This is a genomic window from Shewanella sp. A22 (assembly GCF_053850585.1).
In genome coordinates this window covers 1-17,581 of sequence record NZ_JBSQBN010000009.1, presented here as the reverse complement: position 1 = coordinate 17,581, position 17,581 = coordinate 1, and the positions used below count along the sequence as shown (strand labels likewise).

The 17,581-nt window shown below is 38.6% G+C and carries 13 protein-coding genes and 4 tRNA genes; 8 read left to right on the top strand and 9 right to left on the bottom strand.

Translation table 11 applies throughout. The features are described 5' to 3' along the window. Positions 1–2: 2 nt before the first annotated feature. From ACWXWT_RS03155 to ACWXWT_RS03140, 4 genes are all read left to right on the top strand, one after another. Positions 3–78 (top strand) — tRNA-Met (locus ACWXWT_RS03155). A gap of 43 nt (positions 79–121) precedes the next feature. Continuing rightward, positions 122–197: transfer RNA gene (locus ACWXWT_RS03150), tRNA-Met, on the top strand. Positions 198–264: 67 nt separating this feature from the next. After that, positions 265–340 (top strand) — tRNA-Met (locus tag ACWXWT_RS03145). A 41-nt stretch (positions 341–381) separates the two neighbouring features. Beyond that, positions 382–457: transfer RNA gene (locus tag ACWXWT_RS03140), tRNA-Met, on the top strand. 493 nt (positions 458–950) lie between these two features. Here ACWXWT_RS03140 and ACWXWT_RS03135 read toward each other — a convergent pair. The 8 genes from ACWXWT_RS03135 to prmB all read right to left on the bottom strand — a co-directional run bounded on the left by ACWXWT_RS03135 (position 951) and on the right by prmB (position 7,664). Further along, a complete protein-coding gene (locus tag ACWXWT_RS03135) occupies positions 951–1,637 on the bottom strand; it encodes an alpha/beta fold hydrolase (protein ID WP_456040165.1) in 687 nt (228 codons plus the stop codon). A 17-nt stretch (positions 1,638–1,654) separates the two neighbouring features. Next, a complete protein-coding gene (locus ACWXWT_RS03130) occupies positions 1,655–1,972 on the bottom strand; it encodes a rhodanese-like domain-containing protein (RefSeq protein ID WP_456040164.1) in 318 nt (105 codons plus the stop codon). 381 nt (positions 1,973–2,353) lie between these two features. Then, complete coding sequence (locus ACWXWT_RS03125; protein WP_456040163.1) at positions 2,354–2,893, bottom strand: RNA methyltransferase; 540 nt, start codon at positions 2,891–2,893, stop codon at positions 2,354–2,356. Positions 2,894–2,915: 22 nt separating this feature from the next. Further along, a complete protein-coding gene (locus ACWXWT_RS03120; RefSeq protein WP_456040162.1) occupies positions 2,916–3,194 on the bottom strand; it encodes a YfcL family protein in 279 nt (92 codons plus the stop codon). 3 nt (positions 3,195–3,197) lie between these two features. Further along, positions 3,198–4,352 (bottom strand): ATP-NAD kinase family protein, encoded by a 1,155-nt coding sequence (locus ACWXWT_RS03115; protein WP_456040161.1) that lies wholly within the window; start codon positions 4,350–4,352, stop codon positions 3,198–3,200. Positions 4,353–4,387: 35 nt separating this feature from the next. After that, complete coding sequence (locus ACWXWT_RS03110; protein ID WP_456040160.1) at positions 4,388–5,569, bottom strand: MFS transporter; 1,182 nt, start codon at positions 5,567–5,569, stop codon at positions 4,388–4,390. Then, positions 5,569–6,663 (bottom strand): chorismate synthase, encoded by a 1,095-nt coding sequence (aroC, locus tag ACWXWT_RS03105; protein WP_456040159.1) that lies wholly within the window; start codon positions 6,661–6,663, stop codon positions 5,569–5,571. Before aroC ends, ACWXWT_RS03110 begins: the two co-directional genes overlap by 1 nt. 56 nt (positions 6,664–6,719) lie before the next feature. Continuing rightward, the gene (gene prmB / locus ACWXWT_RS03100) at positions 6,720–7,664 is read right to left on the bottom strand and encodes a 50S ribosomal protein L3 N(5)-glutamine methyltransferase (protein ID WP_456040158.1); all 945 of its coding nucleotides are present in this window, start codon (positions 7,662–7,664) and stop codon (positions 6,720–6,722) included. A 79-nt stretch (positions 7,665–7,743) separates the two neighbouring features. Here prmB and smrB point away from each other — a divergent pair, with 79 nt between their 5' ends. Beyond that, complete coding sequence (gene smrB, locus ACWXWT_RS03095; protein ID WP_456040157.1) at positions 7,744–8,271, top strand: endonuclease SmrB; 528 nt, start codon at positions 7,744–7,746, stop codon at positions 8,269–8,271. Positions 8,272–8,347: 76 nt separating this feature from the next. On the opposite strand, the gene sixA is transcribed toward smrB, so the two are convergent. Then, on the bottom strand, positions 8,348–8,818 hold the full coding sequence (gene sixA, locus ACWXWT_RS03090; protein WP_456040156.1) for a phosphohistidine phosphatase SixA: 471 nt from the start codon (positions 8,816–8,818) through the stop codon (positions 8,348–8,350). Between the two features lie 188 nt (positions 8,819–9,006). On the opposite strand from sixA, the gene ACWXWT_RS03085 reads away from it, so the two are divergent. The 3 genes from ACWXWT_RS03085 (at position 9,007) to ACWXWT_RS03075 (ending at position 17,280) form a co-directional block, all read left to right on the top strand. Next, positions 9,007–11,796 (top strand): insulinase family protein, encoded by a 2,790-nt coding sequence (locus ACWXWT_RS03085; RefSeq protein WP_456040155.1) that lies wholly within the window; start codon positions 9,007–9,009, stop codon positions 11,794–11,796. A 280-nt stretch (positions 11,797–12,076) separates the two neighbouring features. Further along, positions 12,077–16,375 (top strand): EAL domain-containing protein, encoded by a 4,299-nt coding sequence (locus ACWXWT_RS03080; protein WP_456040154.1) that lies wholly within the window; start codon positions 12,077–12,079, stop codon positions 16,373–16,375. A 110-nt stretch (positions 16,376–16,485) separates the two neighbouring features. Beyond that, positions 16,486–17,280, top strand: coding sequence for a hypothetical protein (locus ACWXWT_RS03075; RefSeq protein WP_456040153.1), 795 nt, complete (start codon positions 16,486–16,488; stop codon positions 17,278–17,280). Positions 17,281–17,581 lie beyond the last annotated feature (301 nt).

The following is a 17,581-nucleotide window of genomic DNA, read 5'->3' as shown; positions in this document are numbered from 1 at the left end:
GACGCGGGATGGAGCAGTTGGTAGCTCGTCGGGCTCATAACCCGAAGGTCGTAGGTTCAAGTCCTGCTCCCGCAACCACTTTCTTACTTGATAAGAATAATTAAACGCAGTCAAAATCAGTCGCGGGATGGAGCAGTTGGTAGCTCGTCGGGCTCATAACCCGAAGGTCGTAGGTTCAAGTCCTGCTCCCGCAACCAATTTTGAAAAGTAGAAGATAATGCATTCTTAATCAATAGAATTAAAAAAATTGATGCGTTTATCGGACGCGGGATGGAGCAGTTGGTAGCTCGTCGGGCTCATAACCCGAAGGTCGTAGGTTCAAGTCCTGCTCCCGCAACCATTTCTTAGCAATAAGAATATTAAACGCCCAGTCTTATCGGACGCGGGATGGAGCAGTTGGTAGCTCGTCGGGCTCATAACCCGAAGGTCGTAGGTTCAAGTCCTGCTCCCGCAACCATTTTCTATTAGTCAATTTTCATTCTTACCTAAAATAACATCATAAAATCAGCCCATAAACTCGTCAGGCTCAACTTTTAATAAATAAAGGGTCGAAGGTCGTCGCTTTTTATCAAGGTCCTGCTCCCGCAACCACTTTGTTAGTCATAAAAAAGATCACACTTTTATTATCATACGCGTTATACCAATCTCATTAAATATCTGGTCAGTTCAGAGTCTCTCAGGTTTTTCAATTCAAGGCACATTGATGTAGAAATGGTTGTTGCCTTTTAAATCGATGTAACACAGAAGTGGAATACCTGAGAGACTCCATTCTGGCAGGTTTCAAAGTCCTTTATGCTTCGTTAGATGCTTTCAAAATACGACTGCATGGATGCTGGAGGTAGAGTAACGCAGGAGCTTGTTACCGAGAATCACTATTCGCTTCAATCATCTGCCTTGCCTACAGCACTTTTAACTCCCGCTGAAAGATCACATATTTAATAGGATTGGTATTAGAGGTTCGTCAAAAAGTCGTTAATGATGTCATTAACTAAAGCGGGCTGTTCAGCAAATACCATGTGAGTTCCACCTTCGATAATTGCAATCTCTGCTTTAAATAAGTTGTTGTATAGAAAGTTGGCATACTTCACAGGTGTCAATTCATCTTTATCACCCACAATAATTTGAACTGGGACATCAATCTCTGTTAGCTGTTCGATCACATCAAATTTATCGCAAGCATGAAAATCATTTAACATCACCTTAGCACCGTTTTTTTTCATGGATGAATTGATTTTTGTTCTTAAGGGCTCTGTAATGTTTTGATTCGCTGACAATACATAATCGGGGATCCCGCCGTCGTGTTCTACTATCGCCGACAACGAGTTTAGAAGTTGGGGCATCACTTTTAACCGCGCCCCCGCACCAATTAACACCAATGCGTTAATGTGGATTTTTTTTAATAATGCAACTTGCATCGCTATGGCACTACCTAATGAATGACCTATCAACACCACATTAACCAGGTTTCTGTCTTCAATGTAATTCACTAGCCATTGTGCAAAATCACTGACATTAGATAATTCATCGCCCATTGGGTGGCCTGGTAAATCAGGTGCAAAAGAATGTTTAAAACAAATCTGTTGATACTCCCAAACAACATGAGTACATCCTGAACCATGCAAAAATATTAACGTCATACTTAACCTCTTATGCTCTAACGTACCTGATTCGATGTCGGAAGTGCCGATTTCCACCAACTCAGCATCCCCCCTTTAAGTTGGTAAACATCATTAAATCCAAACTGCTTTAGCTTTCGAACCCCAGGAATACTTCGATGGGCCGATAGACATATCACAACGGTTGTGATGTGTGGAGACATCTCGTTCTGGTTTACCGCATCCATTGAAAGGGTTGTGATAGGTATATTTAACGACCCTTCAATATGTGATTTAGCCCATTCCAATTTTGAGCGTATATCTACAATTTGAATATTTTCAGCTTTTAGTCGCTCGTATAACACTTGTGCGTTCATTTCCGGAACTTTCCCAAATGGGATCCACAGACACAACCTCTTTAAAATCGACATTTTTAAATTCCTAATAAATGTTATAAAACGATTAAGTCGCATTTAGCCGTGACTTGATCGTTAAGCACAACAGGCTTTCCGTTAACATACGTTATTCCTACAACTTCTACTTCTTAAGGCAAAAATTCAAGCATTGAGTGGTTAATAGTTAATATTTAGACCCCGCATAAAAAAGTTAATATTAACGTTCAGGCTTTACACTATATAGGTAAACAATTGATAGAACACTCTATGAGTGAATCAGTAATCCTAACGAAGGTTTTGGTTGACACAAATAAAAATGCCGGATGATTCCTCATCCGGCATTAATTGAATACTTTTAAAAAGTTACTTTAACCAGTGTTTTACTTTGGTACGATTGTTATTGTCTCGACTTTGCTTAATCAATTCATCGTCGGCTTTAAGTTGACTCGTTTTTGCTAACCGGTCATAAAGCAAAACATTCACTGATGCCGCTAAATTCATACACCCTATCGTTGGAACATAAACAACATCGTCGGCGGCATCAATGAGTGGTTGTGGAATAGTGCCATCTTCTGGACCAAAAATATAAAATGCATTATCTGGATGAGAAAACTGCGGTAATGGTGTCGCACCTACGACAAGATCAACACAAATCACTTTAGCTTTGGCAGGTACATGATCAAGTAACGACTCTACGCGAGTTAAAGGAATACTTTTGGCGGCATCTTTTGTGTCAACATCATATTGCGCGTCACCTGATTTAGCCGCTAACTCGTAGCGTTTACCCGTATAATAAACTTGATCGGCGCGATAACAACCAGCGGCACGCATAATGCCACCAACATTAACTGGTGTTTTAGGATTGACTAAACCAATTGTCACTCTTGTTTGAATATCTTCCATATTTACTGATCAACTTTTCCGTTTATACTGCCTGAGCGACAATACGTTGACGTAATTGTTGCCATGCGGCTTGCACTAATGAAAAGTCATTTTCATCTAATTCTTCGTTTGCCAACGCTAAGCATTTCACCAACTTTTGATCAAGTGCGGCGATATCCTGTTCAGGTTCGACTTCTAATTCGGCTAATACAACAGCGATATGGCCTTGCAAATAACCGCAAGCAAACAATGCATCATCGTCACTGTGACTAACACTGTCTTCAATCCAAGATTCTAACGCTGCATCGTACTGTTCTAACATGCTCTAGTTCTCCACTAAATCTGGGTTGGCTACTTGATACATCACGTAATCATGGTAACCAGTGACTATTTTGTAATAGCCCGCGAGTGCTTTGTCTAATTCAGGGTCGCCACTATCCACAATAAGTGGCCTGCCTTCAAGTGCTTTTAGCTTAGTTTTTGTGGCTAAGATTAAAATATTGTCTTTTTCCAGCTGTCTGATCAGCTCCGGTGACAATTGTTGGTTACCTCGTCCTAAAATATGCCCTTGCCCGCCAATTAATGTCATCACTAATTTAATTGTAGTATTTGCCTTTTTACTGGCGGTCAATGCGAGCAATTGTTGTGCAGTTACATCTTTGGCAATCACGCTTTTGTGCTGAATGACATCAACACCCAATAACGTATTATCTAAACCTAATTCGTCCATTACAGCCGCTACGGTACTACCTGAACCCATGATATAAAGTTCATCGTCCATTGATTCAATCACATCAGCAGCAATATCAGCCAGCACTAATTCATCAACTTCTTTACCGCCCATTTTAACGGCTTGTATATATCGAGGCTCTTCTGGAACCGTCATTTCACCAAATTTTTTCGCTTTTACAATCCCCTGTCTAAACGCAATCTCATCAATATCCATTACATCTGCAGACATTAAGCTCACTAACTCACCTTGTAGAAGCATACTAACCACAACCCCAGAAGCATGCGGTGTTATACCATAAACACCAGAGTGAATTTTAACCCCTGCAGGCACACCTAAAACCGGGAATGATTCATCAACTACGGTATAAACATCGCGAGCCGTTCCATCTCCACCTGCAAACAGTAGTAAATCTAATTGACGATCAAGTAAACATTTCACGGCTTTCTGTGTGTCTAAGGCAGACGTTTTATTAGCAGAATTTGTTTTGGCAACGATATAGGCTTCTTCAGTGGCAAAACCCATTTGACGACATAGCAATCCGCCCATGTCGCCAGATGCCGTGATAATGTCAATTTGTTTGGCAAACGGTAACACAACATCTAAAGCTTGTTGCATTCGTTGTTGTGCTTTTGGAATCGCGCCTTTGGCTATGGCTTCTACAGCTACACCATCAGAACCTTTTAAACCCACACTACCACCAAGGCCAGCTAATGGATTAATAATGACGCCTAAGCGAAAACGTTTCACATCGACTCCTTGTTGTTATAACAACACGATTGATACTAACTTTTTTGTTTTTTTACAGATACTTCGCCATTAATATTGGGAATAAGCATTACCGCTATCATGGATAAAAATGCACATGTCGCGGCAAATATCCACACCCACATAGTGTCGCTTCCATCACCCCATATTATCCCGCTAATCCATGTGCCAAATGCGCCGCCCACACCAAAACTGACACTGGCATATAACGCCTGTCCAGTACTTCGATGACTCACGTCAAAATGACGATGAATAAAATGGATTGAAGCCGCATGAACTAAACCAAAAGTAAAGGCATGCAATAATTGGCTGATGATTAATAATGAAACATATTCAACGCCAAAGGCTAAAAGTAACCATCTAATTGCCGTTAATAAGATACTCGTAACAAGTAAGAAACCAATACCATAACGACGAATAAGCCTTGATGAGTATGAAAAAATAATGATTTCAGCGAACACACCTAATGCCATCAGCATACCCGCGGTAGTTTCTGAATACCCCACTTGTTTAAGGTACAATACAAAAAAGCCGTAAAAAGGCCCTACACTCATTTGCAGTAACATTGCAGATAACATAAACCACACAAGTGATTTATCAAATGTGAGTTTAGGACGTTCAGATTTCTTAACAACCACACTACGGTTAGCGGGTAGAGGCAATGAGCAAATAAATAAGCCTAAAAATAGAATCATCCCCATATAAGGCAAAACCTCTGGCCCCCAGTGATCGATTGCTAATCCACCACTCATCACCAAAATGATATAACCTACACTGCCCCAGCTGCGGATAGATCCATACCGTTCAGCTTTGTCACCAAGTGTTTCTAAGGTAATAACTTCAAGCTGCGCTAATATGGCATTCCAAAAGAACGTATAAATAGCCAAGCTAATGGCCAAATAAACAAAACTGCCATCAAAGAAAAAACTCGTATAGGTAAGAGCTGCGGCAAAAGAACCGAATTTAATTAGCTCTGAACGCATCCCAGTACGATCAGCTACCGCAGCCCAAACGTTTGGTGCGACAATTCGAGTGGCCATTAAAATCGCCAATAAAAAGCCTATCTCTTGGGCATTGAAACCTCGGCCATCAAAAAACACTCCCAAATAGGGAACCATGATGCCAAGAATAGAAAAAAAGAAGAAATAACAAGCGCTGAGCCAGCGTAAATCTGGCTCAGCGCGTTTAACTGAAGGCATTATCGCATTCCGATTACAGGGGTTTGGCTAGTCACATCATGATTTTGCGCACGATGTCTTAATAAATGGTCCATCAACACAATTGCCAACATTGCTTCAGCAATAGGCACTGCGCGAATGCCGACACAAGGATCATGACGACCTTTGGTGATCATATCGATTGTTTCACCTTGCACTGTCATGCTTTGCCCTGGAACACTAATGCTTGAAGTAGGCTTTAGTGCAATATGAGCAACCACAGGCTGGCCAGATGAGATCCCGCCCAATACGCCACCAGCATGGTTCGACGCAAAACCTTGTGGCGACATTAAATCACGACCTTCAGACCCCTTTTGAGTGACAACGCCAAAACCATCACCAATTTCAACGCCTTTAACTGCATTTATGCCCATTAACGCATGGGCAATATCCGCATCGAGGCGATCAAATACCGGTTCGCCTAATCCCACCGGAACACCAGTGGCAGCAACGGTAATTTTGGCACCAATTGAGTCACCAGATTTACGCAAGCCACGCATATATTCATCTAATGCATCGAGTTTACTGGCATCAGGGAAGAAAAATGCATTCTGTTCAATTTGAGTTAAATCAATTGTGTCAGCACTTATAGGTCCGAGCTGGGCAAGATAGCCATGAATGTCAATACCATGAACTTGCTTGAGGTATTTTTTTGCTACCGCACCAGCGGCTACTCGCATTGCTGTTTCACGTGCAGACGAACGACCACCACCACGGTAATCGCGCATGCCATACTTTTGTTGATAGGTATAATCTGCATGACCTGGACGAAACGTGTCTTTAATGTCTGAATAGTCTTGGCTACGTTGATCGGTATTCTCAATCAACAAACCAATAGAGGTGCCTGTGGTTTTTCCTTCAAACACGCCTGACAAAATTCTTACTTCATCAGCTTCACGGCGTGCCGTTGTGTAACGTGACGTGCCAGGACGACGTCGGTCTAAATCATGTTGCATATCTTCAACAGTTAGCTCCAGTCCAGGAGGACAACCATCAATGATACAACCTAGAGCAACACCATGGCTTTCACCAAATGTTGTAACTACAAAATTTTGACCAATACTATTTCCTGACATGCGCGTTAACTACCTCTATTAATTATTCACTTCATTGAGTGCGATTCTTGTCGCTATTATTCACTATCTTTATAGATGGCGAAAAGTGATTCATTTTCAACTAGCTGATCACGGGTTAACACAAACACGCCATCACCGCCAAATTCAAAATCAACCCAAGTAAACGGCATATCAGGATATTGCTCAATCAAATGCACCATTGAATTACCGACTTCAACGACCAGCAAACCCGTTTCTGTTAAATAATCTGCCGCATTGGCTAAAATACGCTTGGTTAAATCTAACCCATCATTACCAGACGCTAATCCTATCGCAGGCTCATGATGATATTCTTCAGGCATATCACCAATATCTTCAGCATCAACATAGGGAGGGTTAGAGACAATTAAGTCGTAATGCTGACCTTTAGGGATCGCCGAGAATAAATCGGATTGCATCGGGAAAACACGCTCCAACACACCTAAAGATTCAATATTAATTTGTGCAACTTCAAGTGCATCTTCACTAATATCTAACGCGTCAACTTCGGCATCTTCAAATGCATAAGCACAAGCTATGGCAATACATCCACTGCCGGTACATAAATCCATAATTCGATTAACCGGCTTATTGTATAACCAAGGGCTAAATTGATTATTAATCATTTCGGCAATGGGTGAACGCGGTACAAGTACACGTTCATCTACGTAAAATTCAAGCCCAGCAAAGTTAGCTTTATTGGTTAAATACGGTACAGGCAAACGTTCACGTACACGACGAATAATCAACTCAACGATTTTGTGTTTTTCACTGCTGGTTAAGTTACTTAAAATAACCTGCTGGCCGACTTCTTCGGGTAAGTGTAGAGCATGAAAAACCAATGCAATCGCTTCGTCCCAAGCATTATCGGTTCCGTGACCATAATAGATATTGGCGTCATTAAAACGACTGACAGCCCAACGCAACATATCAGCGATAGTACGCAACTCAGTGACAGCTTCATCTACAAAGATCTTATCCAAAACACACTCCTTAAAAATTGTTCTACGCTATTGTAACTGATGTCTATTAAGATGACCTAGAATTCAATACAATACGCCCATGAAAGACGATAATTATCCAGACTTATCGCTGTTTAGTGCATTAATCGAGGGTATCAAACCGCTAAAGCAAGATACTCACCACTTTAAACAGCCTGTCAAAGACAAACAACAATTCGAAATAAAAGAACAGCAGATCCATGCTGACAGTTATTTTTCGGATACATATCAGCCGCTTCTGCCGGTCGATGGTCCTATGCGTTGGATTAATACCAACACAGATAAACATGAATTAAAACGCTTAAGACGAGGAGATTACTCACCCGATCTATTGCTTGATTTACACGGCATGCGACAAGCTGAAGCCAAACTTGAATTAGCCGCACTTATCCAAGCATGTGTTAAACAAAACACTGTATGTTGCTGCGTGATGCACGGTTATGGGATGGGAATTTTAAAGCAGCAAACACCAATGTGGTTAGCCCAGCATCCAAATGTGAAAGCATTTCATCAGGCACCAAAGGAATGGGGGGGGGATGCGGCGTTATTGGTATTAATTGATATTGGTGATCAGCCTCACCGACGTTAATCGATAATAGCAAAGGATAAAAAGGTAAGTGTTCACTTACCTTTATTGACACGGGCCAATAGCAACCTGATTAAAATTAGGCAACTTGATGTGGCGCGGTCATAGCCACAAAACTGCCTTGCATGCCATGTTTGTCAATATGAGCGACTGCGGACGTAGCAAACAAAGGCGGTTCAATACCCGCAACAAGTTCACTGACCATAAAACCTAAAATAGGCATGTGAGCAATCACTAAAACATTATCGGCTTTATACTGTTCTGCATAAGCCAATATAACGTCCACAGCCATTTTCGGATCACCGGAAGGTGTAACATCATCTAACACTAACCATTTGCGAGGTTCAGATAAATGCCGACTAATTTCTTGCCAAGTTTGCTGCGCTCGCAAATAAGGACTGACGATGACCAAATCAAAATGGCTGACCTGCTTTGCTAACCAGTTAGCCATTAACCCCGAATGAACGCGGCCAGCATCAGTTAACTTACGTTCTCTGTCTGACGATGCATCAAAACTCGCTTCGCCATGGCGCATCAAAAATAGTTGCATACTTCTCTCGTGATGTTCTTATTATCGTTCTTAGCCAATTGTAGCGTCAATCATCGCAACAACAAACCTAGTATTGAGGTTATTTCGATAAACTTTAGTCGATAATTGCATAAAACAGGCTAAGGTAATTTGCTAAAAAGTAATAACAAGATCAATATATAACAAGTTATGTTATCTGGAGCCTCCTCTTGCCCGAAATTCCAGCAGTTTATAAAAGTCAAAATGACCATCGCCAGTACCAATATCGGGTGTTGAACAATCAACTTCGAGTATTACTGGTTGAGGATATGCAATCAAATCAAGCTGCTGCCTCAATGGCGGTTAGCGTAGGTCATTTTGATGACCCCGTTGAGCGACCAGGTATGGCACATTTTCTTGAGCATATGTTGTTTCTAGGTACAGAAAAATACCCCGATTCAGGTGAGTACCATGCTTATATTAATCAACATGGTGGTAATAATAATGCTTGGACAGGTACAGAACAAACAAACTTTTTCTACAGCATAAATGCTGAAGCTTTAGAAGGTTCGTTAGATCGATTTAGCCAATTTTTTATTGCCCCAAAATTTGACTTAGAATTAGTTGACCGAGAAAGGCAAGCAATAGAATCAGAATTTAGTTTAAAGTTAAAAGATGATATTCGCCGAGTCTATCAAGTTCAAAAAGAAATGGTGAATCCCAAACACCCCTTCTCGAAGTTCTCTGTGGGTAATCAAGCCACCTTAGCGGGTAACCAAACCGTTATTCGAGATGAATTACTGGCTTTTTATCAACAACATTATAGTGCTAATATTATGACATTGTGTGTTGTCGCGCCACGGACTCTCGCTGAGCTAGACACCATCGTAGAACAATATTTTTCCGATATTATTAATAGAAATGTAAGTAAACACTATCCACCCGAAGCACTAATAACAACAGATCAAAAACAAAAACATATACAAATAGTACCGTTAAAAGAACAAAAAAGAGTCAGTATTTGTTTTTCACTCCCAGAGATAGACCAATTTTATAAACGTAAACCCCTCACCTTCATCAGTCACTTACTCGGTAATGAAAGTCCGGGAAGTTTACTGTCTTATTTAAAAATACAGGGACTAGCTAATAATTTATCTGCTGGCGGTGGTGTTAATGGTTACAATTTCAAGGATTATTCAATCAGCATACAATTAACCGACAAAGGTTTTGCAGAGCTTGATAAAGTCGTAACCTGTGTTTTTGAGTACATCGAACTGATTAAGCAACAAGGTTTACAAGCATGGCGTTACCAAGAGCGTGCCAACCTTCTTGATACAGCATTTCGATTCCAAGAACAAATCAAAACGTTAGACTTAGCCAGCCATCTCAGCATCAACATGCACCATTACGATATTGAAGACACTATTTACGGTGATTATCGCATGGATGAAATGCTCGAAGATGAAACAAGATACCTGCTTTCAATGATGTCAGCCGACAATATGCGCCTTCTAACGGTAGCGAAAGAATCTCAAGTTGAACAACAGGCTAAGTGGTACGACACTCCATACCAAGTCAGGCCACTATTACCAGAACAAATCGAGCTTTGGTCTACAGTTTCGATTAGAGATGCACTCAAACTTCCAGAACAAAATCCATTTATTGTCGAAAATCCTCAAGCTCGAGCAGATAAAAGCAGCACACCTGTACCAATTATTGTATCTGAAGGGGATGGTTACCGTATATGGCATAAAAAAGATGATGAGTTTAATGTCCCTAAAGGACATTTATATCTATCGTTAGATTCAGACCAAGCGAGTTCTACGCCAAAACAAGCCGCATTAACGCGATTATACGTCGAAATGCTTATCGATTACCTGACAGAACCAACTTACCAAGCTGAAGTCGCAGGCCTTAATTACAACATCTACCCCCACCAAGGCGGTATTACGCTGCATTTAACTGGTTTTACCGGTAATCAAGAAAAACTATTAACCTTAATCATCAATAAAGCACGCGAACGTAATTTTACTGAACAGCGCTTTAACATGATAAAAAACCAAATTTTACGCAGTTGGAATAATGTTGCTCAAGCCAAACCAATATCACAATTATTTACCAGCTTAACCGTCACACTGCAAAAAAGAAGTTTTGAACCTGCAAGAATGGCTGAAGAATTATCAATGCTAACCCTTGATGATCTACATAACCATGTCAGCGCATTCTACAAGAAAATCTACCTTGAAGGTTTAGTCTACGGAGATTGGCTTGTCGAAGAAGCACAACAACTAGGCAAACGCTTGCAGCATCTGTTGTCATTAGTCACCAAACCAAGCGCAGAATCCTCCCGCGAACTCATAAACCTCGACAAAAGAGGCTCGTTACTTCGCGAAAAAAGCATTGAACATCAAGACAGTGCAATTATTGTGTACTATCAATCACGCACTGCAACCCCTGAGCGTATGGCGTTATTCAGCCTATTAAACCATACAATGTCATCAACCTTTTTTCACGAACTACGTACCAAACAACAATTGGGCTACATGGTTGGAACAGGATATTTACCGTTAAATAGACATCCAGGAATGATTTTTTATGTGCAATCGCCAACAACAGGACCGAGGCAACTACTCGAAGCCATCGACGAATTTATTGCAGATTTTAATTATGCTGTAATGCAAATAACCAACGAGCAATGGGAAAGCACTAAACAAGGCATGATAAGCCAAATAATGGAACACGATACCAATCTAAAAACACGCAGCCAACGATATTGGGTAAGCTTAGGAAACCGCGATTATGCATTTAATCAACGTGAAATGGTTGTAGCCGAAGTTGAAAAACTCACAAGAGCCCATTTAATTAAATTTATGGTAGCCCATATGCGCAGTAAAAATTGTGACCGCTTAGTATTGTTTAATGGCGGAGAACAGCACCACAGTCAAGCTAGCCTTCGCTCCAACAACATGATCGTAGATTTAAAGACATTTAAACAACAGGCAGAAAAATTTCAGTTTTAGCGCATTCACGGCGAAGTAATACCCTCAAGGTAGAAAAATGATTTAGACACATAAAATGTAACAGCCGACGTTAACAGTATAGGTGACCATATAAAACATTCGCAGGATGTAACTAATTGATTAAAAAATAACTCTATGTAAATTTAATCGTAATAATAGGGTAATAATCTATCAATCGAACCTTTTTTGTTAACATGTTTTTGACAAAGGAGCTGCTTTCTGAAAAAGTAGACAATTCATCAACTTCTTTGCGGCATCAAAAGAGAATAAGTATAAATCTATGCCTAAAATTTTACTTTTTATCTGTGCTTATTTTATTTTTAGCTTCAGCGTTACGGCTATTGAAGCAGATAACACAGAATCAAATTTCGATCTTCTTTTAAACCACACAAACTATGGGGTTGCAGATGGTTTATCACAAGAAACGGTTACTTCTATAGTAGAAGATCAAGAAGGATATGTCTGGATTGGTACGATAAATGGTTTGAACCGTTTCGACGGCAACGAGTTTAAACAGTTTTATGCCGATGATAAGGAAAACTCTTTACCAAGTTCTTTTATTCGAAATTTACTTATTGATAACAATGGAGAGCTGTTGATTGGTACGGATAAGGGTTTGGTACAATTTGATAAAGATACAAACTCTTTTTCAAGAAACCAGATCTCAATGTTAATAGGAGAACAAGCTATATGGTCTATATCTAAGCAGAATGGTGAGATATTTATTGGATTAAACAACCGAATTATTTCTTATAAAGATATAAAAATGGATGTTTTTGATTTTAAAAATATAGAAATAGGAGAAGTAAAAAATATAGTAAGAATCAAAGAGTCAATTTTTTTAAGAAATTATGATGGAGATATATTTAGACTGACAGAAAATGAACTGTTAAAAATTTTATCATCTTCTAATGAAATGACAATTATAGGAGAGAAACTGATCGCATCCACTGCTCATGGATTATTTGAACTCAATAACAAACAAAAAAAAATATCAAATTTAGACTTTACCGCTATTGAAGTGAATACAAAAGAAAATGTAAGGGAAATAGTAGGAATCAGTAAAAACATTTTATACACAATAAAGTTAAGCGGTACAAAAATAAAGCATTTAAAGATCGGGACTTTAGATATAAAACAAGAGAGGTTGAATAAAGCCTTTATTAAAAATGGTAACAACATATACATTTCTAATTACATAGATGGTTTCTTTGAAATATCAAAACAAAAAAACTATATAAAAAAAATAAATATTCCAGAAAAAAACATTTGGTCAATGACCATTAATGAAAGCGATATTTACTTAACTAACAATGAGAGCAACCTTTACAGATACAATAAGAACTTTGAACCAGCCGGCGTTGAATCAATAAAAACAAATCATGGGCCAAAATCTATCACCTCGATCAACAACAATATATTTATTGGTTCAGCTGACGGATTAATAATTAAAAACAAAATAAATTCTAATGAAAGAAAAATACTAAACAAGGTAATTTTTAACGTTCGACTGTTTAACGATAAAGTTTATGCATCTACATTTGACGGTTTTATTTTTATATTTAATTCTATTGGCGAAAATATTGAAGTTCTAGATACAAATACTGGATATCCTATATATGATACATTACTTATAGGAGACACACTTTGGATAGCATCTCAAAGCGGCTTGATTTCGTATAAGAACAATCAATTTGAAAACCTATTTAATAAAGATTTTGTTTTTAACATTACAGAAAACAATGGCAGCATTTATTTTGGCACTAGAAACGCTATACTCTCTGTTGAAAACAAGAAAATAACAACCGTTTTAAATAGAAAGAAAATCATTTATTCTCTTATCAGTGTAGGAGCTACACTTACAGCAACTTCAAATAGAGAAGTAATAATTGTAGATCTGAAAGAAAACCGAAATTATATACTTCCAATAAACCATGGTTCATTTAAAGATTACAACACTCAATCCGCACTAAAAATTGGAAATAAAGTTATACTTGGCAGTTACCAAGGTTTGAGTTTAATAGACCCTCAAGAAACAATTGCAAAATTAAAAAATGATATAAAAAGAAAAGTAAACCTTGAAGAATTACTATTATTTAATACTCCTGTGGAAATAGGTAGTTCAATCTTACCTATGCCTTTAAATAGTTCAAAATCAGTAGAATTAAAATACTCAGAGTATCCTTTTACAATAAAATTCAACATATTAGGGGAAACAAATCAGAATTTTGAATTTTTTTATTATTTGGAAGATTTAGAAAATAGCTGGCTGTCCACTAAAGGTAATAACACTGTTACATATACAAGTCTCTCTTCCGGAAAGTATACGTTTAAAATTTATGCTGTAAATAGATTAACAGGTAACAAAACAGATGTGAGATATCTTCCAATAATTATTACCCCACCGTGGTGGTTATCGAAAACTGCGATATTTATTTATACATTTTTTATTTTAATTGTAATTTCGTTAATAATAAAATCAATTATTCGTCGTCGTCAAACACAAAAACAAATAGCCCAGAGTGAAGAACGTTTAAAATTATCATTGTGGGGTAGTGGCGATGAAATGTGGGATTGGGATATCGAGAGTGGTAAAATTTACCGCTCCAATATTTGGGGTTCTTTAGACTTTCCTCAAGATGGACGTCGATCTGGTAACCCTGAGGAAGAAAGTAATATCCATCCTCTTGATAGAGAGCGAGTAACAAAAGCATTAAACGATCACTTTAATGCGTTAACTGATCACTTCGAAATCGCGTATCGAGTCAAAGCACGCGACCAACAATGGATATGGATATTAGACAGAGCTAAAATAGTTGAGCGAGATCAAAAAGATCAACCTCTTCGAATGACTGGTACCATCAAAGATATCAATAATATAAAACAAGCTGAAGAACAATTGCGCTTGTTTGCTAGAGCAATTGAAAATATCTCTGAAGGAATGTTTATTCTCAATGAAAAATATCAATTTGTTGAAGTCAATAATGCTTGTTGTGAACTCACCGCTTCAACAAAAGAAAAATTTGTTAATGAAACACTCAATTTCAATCGTTACCCAGCCAGTTATTCTGAACAAATTAGAAACTTGCTAAAGCAGCAAGGTCGCTGGAGCGGTGAGATTGAAGCAAGTAAAGGTAAAGACGGCTTCTTCTTAATGGAGCTAACGATCGATGCTATATACAATGAACAAGGCGAGACAAGTCATTATGTTGCCGTTTTTTCTGATATTACCCGCCGTAAACAACAAGAAGAAGAACTTAGAAAGTTAACCAATAATGATTTACTAACAGGATTACCTAATCGCTCTAGTCTACAGGTGACTTTAAGTAACCTAGTGAAAAAAGATATTCATCACACCTTAATGGTACTTGATTTAGATAATTTTAAACGTATTAACGACTCTTTAGGACATCAAATTGGTGATCACCTATTAATTGGTGTCGCTGAGCGCATAAAGTCAATCATTCCCAAACATGCCAGTTTGTATCGGCTTGGCGGGGATGAGTTTGCTCTACTGGTCGATCAAAACTCGGACATAGGCTCATGTGCGGCAATTGCCAACCAAATCATTCAATGCCTTAAACCTGCATTTACAGTTAATAATGAAACGTTGGTTCTCGGTATTAGTATTGGTATTGTGCTTTACCCTGAAGATGAACAAAACGAACAAGCCTTATTACGTAAAGCTGATATTGCAATGTATCACGCTAAATCGGGTGGCGGAAACCGTTATCAATTCTATTCTGAATCATTAAACCAAAATGCATTACGTCAGCTGGAAATTGAAAGCTTAATTAGAGAAGCGCTCAAAGACGATTTATTTGAAGTTTATTATCAACCTAAGATTGATGTAAAAAAAGATCACCTTACAGGAATGGAAGCACTAGTAAGGTTAAATCATCCGAAACTAGGATTGATTGGACCGAATGAATTTATTCCACTTGCAGAAGAAAATGGTTTGATCGTTGAGATTGGAGATGTTGTTTTACGCAAAGCATGCTTTGCAGCGCAGAAATGGCTGGAACAAGGACTATTTAGTGGTCGTGTTGCTGTCAATTTATCATCAAGACAGTTTGCTCTTCCTGATTTACAACAAAGAATAGAGTCAATTTTACGACTCACAAAGCTACCTGCGAAACACTTAGAACTGGAAATAACAGAAGGGACTGTGATAAAAAACCCTGAGCAAGCCATCAAAGTAATGCAGCAGCTATCGAAAATGGGCGTCAGCCTTGCACTAGACGACTTTGGTACTGGCTACTCCTCTTTATCTTACCTAAAACGATTCCCGATAAACTGTTTAAAAATTGATAAAACCTTTGTAGATGATATCGATAAATCCGATCAAGATTTAAAAATGGTCGATTCTATTATTACCATTGCTCATAATATGGGATTATACGTTGTAGGAGAAGGCGTTGAACAAACGGCACAACTCAATATATTAAAAGCACTTAATTGCGAGGAAATTCAAGGGTATATCTATAGTAAACCAATAAAAGAAGCTGATTTTGAATCAATGCTAAACGCAAATAAATTAAAATATGAGTCATTAAACGGTACTGTAATGAAAAAATAAATAATTCTCTCTTATATTTGGCATGACAAATGCTAATACAAGTCCAGTTGTCAAAATAATATTGTTATTTAACCCTGAGCTTGAATTACTAAACATAAGAGAGATTAAAAATGATTAAAGGAATAATTACAGTAGCGGTTTTATCGGCATTATCTGTTGGTAGCTATGCAATGGTAAATGGAATTGAAACGCATGAAGCTAAAATCCCTGGTCTTAAAGTCCTAGACACTCAAGTAGTTAAAATCCCTGGCCTTAAAGTTCTAGACACTCAAGTAGCTAAAATCCCGGGCCTTAAAGTCCTAGACACTCAAGTGGCTAAAATCCCAGGTCTTAAAGTTCTAGACACTCAAGTGGCTAGAATCCCAGGTCTTAAAGTTCTAGACACTCAAATGGCTAAAATCCCGGGTCTTAAAGTTCTAGACACTCAAGTGGCTAAAATCCCGGGTCTTAAAGTTCTAGACACTCAAGTGGCTAAAATCCCGGGCCTTAAAGTCCTAGACACTCAAGTGGCTAAAATCCCAGGTCTTAAAGTCCTAGACACTCAAGTGGCTAAAATCCCAGGTCTTAAAGTCCTAGACACTCAAGTGGCTAAAATCCCAGGTCTTAAAGTTCTAGACACTCAAATGGCTAAAATCCCAGGTCTTAAAGTTCTAGACACTCAAGTGGCTAAAATCCCGGGTCTTAAAGTTCTAGACACTCAATTGGCTAAAATCCCAGGTCTTAAAGTTCTAGATACTCAAGTGGCTAAAATCCCAGGTCTTAAAGTTCTAGATACTCAAGTGGCTAAAATCCCAGGTCTTAAAGTTCTAGATACTCAAGTGGCTAAAATCCCGGGTCTTAAAGTTCTAGACACTCAAGTGGCTAAAATCCCAGGTCTTAAAGTCCTGAACACCCAAATAGCTTAAGGAGATTCCTATGTTTACTTCTCTAAAAATAGCACTTGGTTTAGCAAAACCTGCTCGCAAGAAAGTGAAATTACCTGATGGGTTAAATCACCTTGAAGTCATCCAAGCAAGATCTTGGTGGAAGTAATGAGTAAAATATAGTTAACCATCCGTATTAAAAAAGGAGCATTAGCTTAATGCCGTTCACTTAAGGTGAGCGGCACTTTTTCTTTTTGCTACCGGATACTTGTTTTTACTGACTTTTAAGCAGCGTGGATAACTCCTCTCTCGCTTGCCTTCTAACTTAAATTGTTTGGCATTT

What these genes read in the sequence shown, in the direction of transcription:
- ACWXWT_RS03135 (WP_456040165.1), bottom strand. Translation starts at nt 1,637, where the DNA reads ATGACGTTAATATTTTTGCATGGTTCAGGATGTACTCATGTTGTTTGG.
- ACWXWT_RS03130 (WP_456040164.1), bottom strand. Translation starts at nt 1,972, where the DNA reads ATGAACGCACAAGTGTTATACGAGCGACTAAAAGCTGAAAATATTCAA.
- ACWXWT_RS03125 (WP_456040163.1), bottom strand. Translation starts at nt 2,893, where the DNA reads ATGGAAGATATTCAAACAAGAGTGACAATTGGTTTAGTCAATCCTAAA.
- ACWXWT_RS03120 (WP_456040162.1), bottom strand. Translation starts at nt 3,194, where the DNA reads ATGTTAGAACAGTACGATGCAGCGTTAGAATCTTGGATTGAAGACAGT.
- ACWXWT_RS03110 (WP_456040160.1), bottom strand. Translation starts at nt 5,569, where the DNA reads ATGCCTTCAGTTAAACGCGCTGAGCCAGATTTACGCTGGCTCAGCGCT.
- aroC (WP_456040159.1), bottom strand. Translation starts at nt 6,663, where the DNA reads ATGTCAGGAAATAGTATTGGTCAAAATTTTGTAGTTACAACATTTGGT.
- smrB (WP_456040157.1), top strand. Translation starts at nt 7,744, where the DNA reads ATGAAAGACGATAATTATCCAGACTTATCGCTGTTTAGTGCATTAATC.
- sixA (WP_456040156.1), bottom strand. Translation starts at nt 8,818, where the DNA reads ATGCAACTATTTTTGATGCGCCATGGCGAAGCGAGTTTTGATGCATCG.
- ACWXWT_RS03080 (WP_456040154.1), top strand. Translation starts at nt 12,077, where the DNA reads ATGCCTAAAATTTTACTTTTTATCTGTGCTTATTTTATTTTTAGCTTC.
- ACWXWT_RS03075 (WP_456040153.1), top strand. Translation starts at nt 16,486, where the DNA reads ATGATTAAAGGAATAATTACAGTAGCGGTTTTATCGGCATTATCTGTT.